The sequence below is a fragment of the Stenotrophomonas sp. FW305-3-2-15-E-LB1 genome (assembly GCF_058787375.1).
Map to the genome: position 1 here is coordinate 35,757 of NZ_JBYSZR010000038.1, position 6,677 is coordinate 42,433.

7 protein-coding genes are annotated in these 6,677 nt (G+C 68.5%); 5 read left to right on the forward strand and 2 right to left on the reverse strand.

Annotated features, from left to right (window positions below; all coding sequences use genetic code 11):
• Positions 1-4: 4 nt before the first annotated feature.
• From AC3WL7_RS19725 to AC3WL7_RS19735, 3 genes are read left to right on the forward strand one after another with little or no spacing between them, the layout of a single operon-like run.
• A complete protein-coding gene (locus tag AC3WL7_RS19725) occupies positions 5-502 on the forward strand; it encodes a hypothetical protein (RefSeq protein ID WP_283222395.1) in 498 nt (165 codons plus the stop codon).
• Complete coding sequence (locus AC3WL7_RS19730) at positions 489-2,183, forward strand: T6SS phospholipase effector Tle1-like catalytic domain-containing protein (RefSeq protein ID WP_492752647.1); 1,695 nt, start codon at positions 489-491, stop codon at positions 2,181-2,183. Before AC3WL7_RS19725 ends, AC3WL7_RS19730 begins: the two co-directional genes overlap by 14 nt.
• A gap of 48 nt (positions 2,184-2,231) precedes the next feature.
• On the forward strand, positions 2,232-3,008 hold the full coding sequence (locus tag AC3WL7_RS19735; protein WP_492752649.1) for a CDP-diacylglycerol diphosphatase: 777 nt from the start codon (positions 2,232-2,234) through the stop codon (positions 3,006-3,008).
• Here the strand turns inward: AC3WL7_RS19735 and AC3WL7_RS19740 are convergent.
• Positions 3,005-3,616, reverse strand: coding sequence for a GNAT family N-acetyltransferase (locus tag AC3WL7_RS19740; protein ID WP_492752651.1), 612 nt, complete (start codon positions 3,614-3,616; stop codon positions 3,005-3,007). The two genes, AC3WL7_RS19735 and AC3WL7_RS19740, sit on opposite strands and share 4 nt — an antisense overlap.
• Before the next feature lie 243 nt (positions 3,617-3,859).
• Between AC3WL7_RS19740 and AC3WL7_RS19745 the strand changes: the two genes are divergently transcribed.
• The gene (locus AC3WL7_RS19745; protein WP_492752653.1) at positions 3,860-4,504 is read left to right on the forward strand and encodes a hypothetical protein; all 645 of its coding nucleotides are present in this window, start codon (positions 3,860-3,862) and stop codon (positions 4,502-4,504) included.
• A gap of 33 nt (positions 4,505-4,537) precedes the next feature.
• Here the strand turns inward: AC3WL7_RS19745 and AC3WL7_RS19750 are convergent, their stop codons facing one another.
• Positions 4,538-5,179: a hypothetical protein gene (locus tag AC3WL7_RS19750; protein WP_079222184.1), complete on the reverse strand. Its 642-nt coding sequence runs from the start codon at positions 5,177-5,179 to the stop codon at positions 4,538-4,540.
• 185 nt (positions 5,180-5,364) lie between these two features.
• On the opposite strand from AC3WL7_RS19750, the gene AC3WL7_RS19755 reads away from it, so the two are divergent.
• A complete protein-coding gene (locus AC3WL7_RS19755; RefSeq protein ID WP_492752654.1) occupies positions 5,365-6,525 on the forward strand; it encodes an amidohydrolase family protein in 1,161 nt (386 codons plus the stop codon).
• Positions 6,526-6,677: the final 152 nt, after the last annotated feature.

The following is a 6,677-nucleotide window of genomic DNA, read 5'->3' on the forward strand; positions in this document are numbered from 1 at the left end:
GATGATGAGCAACAAGTACCTGTGGTGGAGCGCGCTGGCGGTGATCGCGCTGCTGGTGGTGGGCGTCGGCTGCAGCCGGGCGATGGCGCGCGGCAAGACGCCGATCATGTCGTTGTTCGCGTTCAACTACAGCCCGTATTACCTGGCCGATGTGCGGGTCGATGGGCAGTTTCTGGGTGGCGTGGACGGCTACACCAATGGCGGCTCCGGGATGGGGCCGCGCGCGCCCCGCGGCAAGGGGCCGGACAGCGTGCAGGTGCGTTGGATCGAGGCCAACCGCTACGACCTGGCCACCAACCGCTACCTGAGTGAAGGGCATCGCGTGCCGCGCGAGGCGGTGGTGCCGCTGAAGACGCCGTATCCGCCGAACCCGGCGACGTTGCTGCTGCATTTCTACGCTGACGGCCATGTCGAGGCGGAGCTGCTGGACAAGGGCGTGAACAAATGGGATGTGCGACGCATGCCGGTGCCGAAGGAGCACAAGGACCATGACCAGTACTGATCCGACCGCGATTCCGGGGCAGGTGGATCTCGAACCCGGTACCCCCGATCCAGTCGCGCAGGCCGAGGGCACGGCGCGCACGGCGCGGCTGGCGCGCGGAACGCGTCCGTTGAGTGATGCCGAGCGTCGCCGTCGCCAGGAAGCGATGTGCGGCACGGTGCCCGACAAGGAAGCAGCGACCACTGGCTGCACGCAGAGCCTGCACCTGAGCGTGTTCTTCGACGGCACGGGCAACAATCGCGAAGAGGAGCTGGGCAAGGATGCGGGGGAGCGGGCGCTTTCCAACATTGCCCGGCTCTACGACGCGCATGTAAAGGATCGTCGCAACAGCACACGCCAGTATCTGGCAGGCGTCGGCACGCCTTGCCCGGAAGTCGGCGACAGCGGCGGCCTGCTCGGGCTGTCGATCGGCAAGGGCGGGCGCGAGCGCATCGACTTCGCGCTGCAGGCGCTGGACGAGCTGATCGATACCCAACCCGAGCCGATGCGTATTCTGGTGGTCAGCGTGTCGGTGCTGGGCTTCTCGCGCGGGGCGGCGTCGGCGCGGGCGTTCGCGCGGGATCTGGCGGCGCGCTGCAAGCGCCAGGCCGATGGCACCTGGTTGTACCGCGAACGGATCCCGCTGCGGATCGGTTTCATGGGCGTGTTCGATACGGTGTGCTCGGTGTGGCCGAACCTGGCTGCGGCGGGGATCAATTACCGCAATGGGCATACCGGCTGGGCCGAAGGCATGGTCATTCCGGAAATCGTGGAACAGTCGGTGCACATGACCGCCGCCCATGAGCTGCGTGGCCAGTTCCCGCTGGATTCAACGCGGGAGCACGCGGTTTACCCGGCCAACACGGTGGAAATCTGGTTCCCCGGCGTGCACTCGGATGTGGGCGGTGGCTATGACCCCCAACACCAGGGACGCCAGAACAGCATCGCGCGCTTTGCCCTCAACGAGATGTACGACATGGCGCAGGCCGGTGGCGTGCTGCTCAACCCGATCAGCCTTCTGGAAGATCACGTCAAGGCCGAGTTCGACAAGCAGGATCCGGAGCTGCAGGCCGTGTTCAACGCCTACCTGCAGGCGGTGCGGGTCAAGCGCGGGCGCATGGAGGACGTGCAGGCCGCGCACATGCAGCTGCTGTACCGCTGGATGCGGGTGCGCGTGGCCCGCGGCGATAAGTTGCCATCGATGCAGCGCCTGGCGGCGCGCGAGGAGGCGCTGCGCGAACAGGTACGGACCCTGCGCCGGCGGCAGTCGCAGCTGCCCGCGCCCTGGGACAACGACAACCTGCACCTGGCCGACCAGGGCAATGCAGACAAGACCGCCGAGTGGAACCGCGTGTCCGACGAACTCAAGGCGCGTGATGACGAGCTGTCGGCCGTGCGCAAGCAGCGGCGTGGGCTGGAGAAAGAGAACGATACGATGGTCGGCAAGATCGTCGGCCTGCGGCGTCGTCGCGAGCGGGGCGCATCGTTGACCATGGCCGAGCGGGTGACCCTCGAGTCGTGGGATGACACGACCCTGCTGCCGCCGGAGGTGGAAACCTTCTTCGATGGCTACGGTCATGATTCGGTGGCGCACTGGTTCATCGGCAACCTCAGCCAGTGGCGGGTGCTGTACTTCGGTGCGACCAAGTACACGCCGGGCAAGGTTGAAGAGGCCCAGGTGGAGGCGGCCGTGCCGGGCTGAGGGCCGCGTTACAATGGCGCGCTGGCCCAACCGTTGAATGTGAGTGTCGTGCCCCGTCTGCTTCCGTTGTTCCTGTCCCTGTCCGTGCTGGCCGGTTGTGCCAGCACCCCGGCACCTCCGGCCCATTCCGATGCGTTGTGGCGCCTGATCGAACGCGACTGCCGAAGCGCGCAGGGACCGCAGGGCAGCTGCCTGCAGATGGAAGAAGCGGCTGACCGGCGCGATGTGCTGGTGAAGGACTCCCATGGCGATTTCCAGTTCCTGCTGATGCCGCTGGACAAGGTCAGTGGCATCGAGAGCCCGGGGCTCTACCGCAAGGGCGTACCCAATTATTTTGCCGCGGCCTGGCGGGCCCGCTCCCACACCCAGCAGGCCTTGGCCCAGCCGCTGCCGCGCGAGGTAGCCAGCCTGGCGTTGAACTCGCCGCATGGCCGCTCGCAGCACCAGCTGCATATCCACGTGGACTGCCTGCGTGCCGATGTGGTGCAGGCGCTGGACGCGCAGCAGGCGGCGCTGGGGATGCGCTGGGCACCGTTGCCGGTGCTGCTGCGTGGCCACCAGTACCAGGCGCGCCTGCTGGCCGGTGCGGAGCTGACCGCCAACCCGCTGAACCTGCTGGCGTTCGACCTGAGCGGCCCGGCTGACGTCGGCAACTGGAGCCTGCTGGTGGCGGGCCACCGCGATGTGCACGGCGCGCCCGGTTTCGTGCTGCTGGCCACCCGGCTCGACCCCGCCACCGGCAACGACGCCAGTGCCGAGGAACTGCAGGACCATGCCTGCAGCGTGCTGACGGGCGCCGGCTCTGCGCTGGAGCGCGTGCGCTAACCCATCGCGGCCTGCCGGGGGCGCCAGGTCGACGCGGTCAGTGCATGCAGGCTGCGATCCTCCCAGCCGTCCGCGCCCAGATGATGGTCGCGCAGCAGGCCCTCCTTCTGGAAGCCGGCCGCGCGCAGCACGTCCGAAAGCCCGGCGCTGTCGTCGGGCGGAAGCATCACGTAGACGCGGTGCAGCCCGACCTGTTCAAACAGGAAGGGGCACAGTGCATGCAGCGTGTGTGCAAAGCGTTGCGCATCGCCCCAGTCGGCCTGGCAGAAGCGTTGCAGCTCGGCACTGCGGCCGCGTGCCGACTGCAGCCGCACCGTGATCTGGTCGACCAGGGCGTGGCTGGCCTGGTCGAACACGCCCAGCAGCAGGCGATCGTTGTCTTCCTGCAGCCGCGAGCGCTGGATGCCGATGAACAGCTGCACCTCGGCATCGGTGCGGCAGGCCAGGTGGCAGCCACTGCGGCGCTGTCCGCACAGCGTGCGCCAGCCGGCCAGATCGGTGCGCTGCAGCGAGCGCAGGTTGATGGAGCCGTGGCCCAGGTGCAGCAGGTGGCGGCGCAGTACCGGGTGCAGGGCAAGGTGGGAAGCGGAGTTCGGTTCGATGCACATGTGGGCACGATTACGCCTTTGGGCGCCGATGCCCATGAAAATAGTTGCAAAGTGAGCTGCCCTGCGCGCGGGAGGCCTGCGTTGGTTCAGTCGCAGGCCGATCCGCGGGCATCGCGATGAAAGCGAAAGGTCCGATGGCGACGGCCTTCCCTTGGTGCGGTGCAGATGGTGGATGGCGTGCGAACTGGCATGATGTGGGACTTCGACGCAGGGAGCGCAGGGATGGGAATACGAGGGCTATGGATGGCCGGGCTGTTGCTGGCGGTGCTGCCAGGCTGCAACAGGGACGATGCGGGAACGACGAACCGCGCCGCTGCGACCGGACCAGGCGAGCGAGCGACGGCTACGGCGCAGGCAGCGGGTGACCTCGTGTTGCCTGACGACGCTGCGCGCACACCTGCCGTGGCGCCGGCGCCGGTGGTTGCGCCTGTGCCGCCGGCGGCCCCTGTACAGCGCGTGGCGGCGTCCAATCAGGATTACCTGGCTGGGGAGTCCCGGTTGCTGAGCGGGAATGCGCTGTCGATGGCGGAGGCCGAAACCGTCTTGCGTTCCCGTGCCGGGTTCGAAACGGCGCTGCAGCAGTTCGAGCAGGATGCCGCACGCCATCCGGATGCGCAGGATCTGAGCACGCTCTACCGGGCGGCAGCCACCCGGGCACTGGGCGGCGATGTGGCCCTTGCGTCGCTGTCATGTGGCTACAGCCTGTGCATGGGCGAGATCCGCAGCGGCAGCGACACTGGATTCCGGGACTGGGTTCGCGCTTTCGGCAAGGACCGCGCCGCGCCGCACTACGCGTTGATCACGGCCGAGTACGCGCTGGGCAAGGGACAATCCGTGGGGCGCTTCGTGTTTTCCATCGATCCGGCGGCCAACGGCATCAGCCAGTAGCGTCAAGCCTGACTGACCAGGCCGGGCCGGCGGTTACGGCAGTGCCTGCACGCTGTACGACTCGATGACGTAGCTGAAGGGCTGCTGCTGGCGGTCGCGCAGCAGGGCGCGCACTTCCAGGATCACGCCGTGGTCGCCTTCGCCGCGCGGCGGCCAGAAGGTCTGGTCGGCCAGGGTCTGGCGCTGGAAACCGAGCGGACCCACCACGCGGCCGAAGGGTTCGTCGCTGCTGTCCAGCACCTGGTTCATGGCGGTGCTGAGGCGGTCCGGCAGGTACCAGTTGTCAGCTTCGGAGAGCACGCGGTTGCCGCAGACCAGCTGCACCCGCCGATAGCGCAGCGGTGTACCGGCGCCTGCGCCGAGCGCCTTCAGCACATCGGCCGGTGCCGCCTTGTCCTGGCCATGTACGCGGACGGCGCGCACGCGGGCCTGTTCAGCCAGACCGTGCTCGGCGCACCAGCTTTCGAGGGTTCCGGTTGCGCTGGGGCCGGCCAGCACGCGCTGGTGCAGCAGCTCGACCAGGGCGGAGGGCGCGACGCGCTGCTGTCCGGGCGGTGCCTGCAGCGGCGCGGTGGCACCGGCATCGGCGGCGGACAGGCTGGCGATCGGGGCAGCGGCCAGCAGGGATGCGGCCTGCCAGCGGCGGAGACGATCGTGGCGGTCGGACGGGCCCATGCGGCATCACAGCGGAAACAGGTGTCTATGGTACCCGTTCAGGCGTGCACCGGGCGTGCCGATCACGTCGGCACCGGTGGCCATTCATTGCGCTGGCGAATACGAGACATGCAGATATTTCGTTGGCCGATGCCGGGGGTGCGGCGCACGATGGGCCCCTTGATGGCTTTACGGGAGTTCCCCCCATGACTTTGCAGTTCGTCCAGGGCGGCGTCGATCGCGATGGTGCGCCGGTGCATTTCCATATCCGCGACGGCCGTTTCGAGGGGCTCAACCGCACGGCGGCCCCGGCCGAAGGTGCCAGGATCATCGACCTGCAGGGCTTCACCTTGCTGCCCGGACTGGTCGATGGCCATATCCACCTGGACAAGAGCTTCGTCGGTGACCGCTGGCATCCGCATCAACCGGTGGCCAGCCTGCGCGAGCGCCTGGCGGTGGAAAAGACCGCCGTCGCCGGGGCCGCACCGATGGTGGACCGCGCTGAAGCGCTGATCCGCCAGTGCAGTGGCTTCGGCACCGTGGCCATGCGCTGCCACGTGGATATCGACGCCAGCACCGGCCTGCGCCACCTGGAGGCGGTACGCGAGGCCGCGCAACGCTGTGCGGACATCATGCAGATCCAGCTGGTGGCGTTTCCCCAGGCGGGCGTGATGTCCTGCGCGGGCACGGCCGCGGTGCTGGAACAGGCCCTGGCCGAGGGCGTGGAGGTGCTGGGCGGCATCGACCCGACCACGTTGGATGGCGACGCCGAAGGGCAGCTGGCCCTGCTGTTCGGCCTGGCCGAGCGCTATGGCGTGCGCCTGGACATCCACCTGCATGAGCCGGGTGAAACCGGCCTGGCCCAGCTGCTGCGCATTGCCGCGCGGACGCGGGCGGCCGGGCTGCAGGGCAGGGTGGCGGTCAGCCACGCGTATGCCCTCGGCGAAGTGCCGCTGGCGCGCGCGCTGCAGGTGGGCGAGGCATTGGCCGCTGCCGGCGTGGCGATCATGAGCAACGCGCCGGGCGACCACCCGTTCCCGCCGCTGCGGGCGCTGCACGATGCGGGAGTGCGGGTGTTCGCGGGCAATGACAACATCCGTGACTGCTGGTGGCCGTATGGCAATGGCGACCTGCTGCAGCGTGCGATGTTGCTGGGTTACCGCTCGGGGTTCTACACGGATGCGGATCTGATGTTGGCGCTGGAGATGGTGACCACCCATGCGGCGGCGGTGATCGGGTTGCCGGAGTACGGGATGGGCGAGGGGATGCCGGCCACGTTCGTGGCAGTGCGGGCGGATCACGGTCCCGCGGCGGTGGCAGGCGTGCCGGCCGAGCGGCGCGTCGTTGTTGGCGGGCGGTGGGTGTAGTCGGCAGGGCTTGCAGCCCTGCACCTGCGGTAGTGCCGGCCGCTGGCCGGCAACCTCAACAGCAAAAGCGGGTATTCCGTGGGATGGCGGGGCGGTGTGGGTGGTCAGGACACGCCGTAAACCCATCCATGGGGGCTCGATGGCGCCATCCA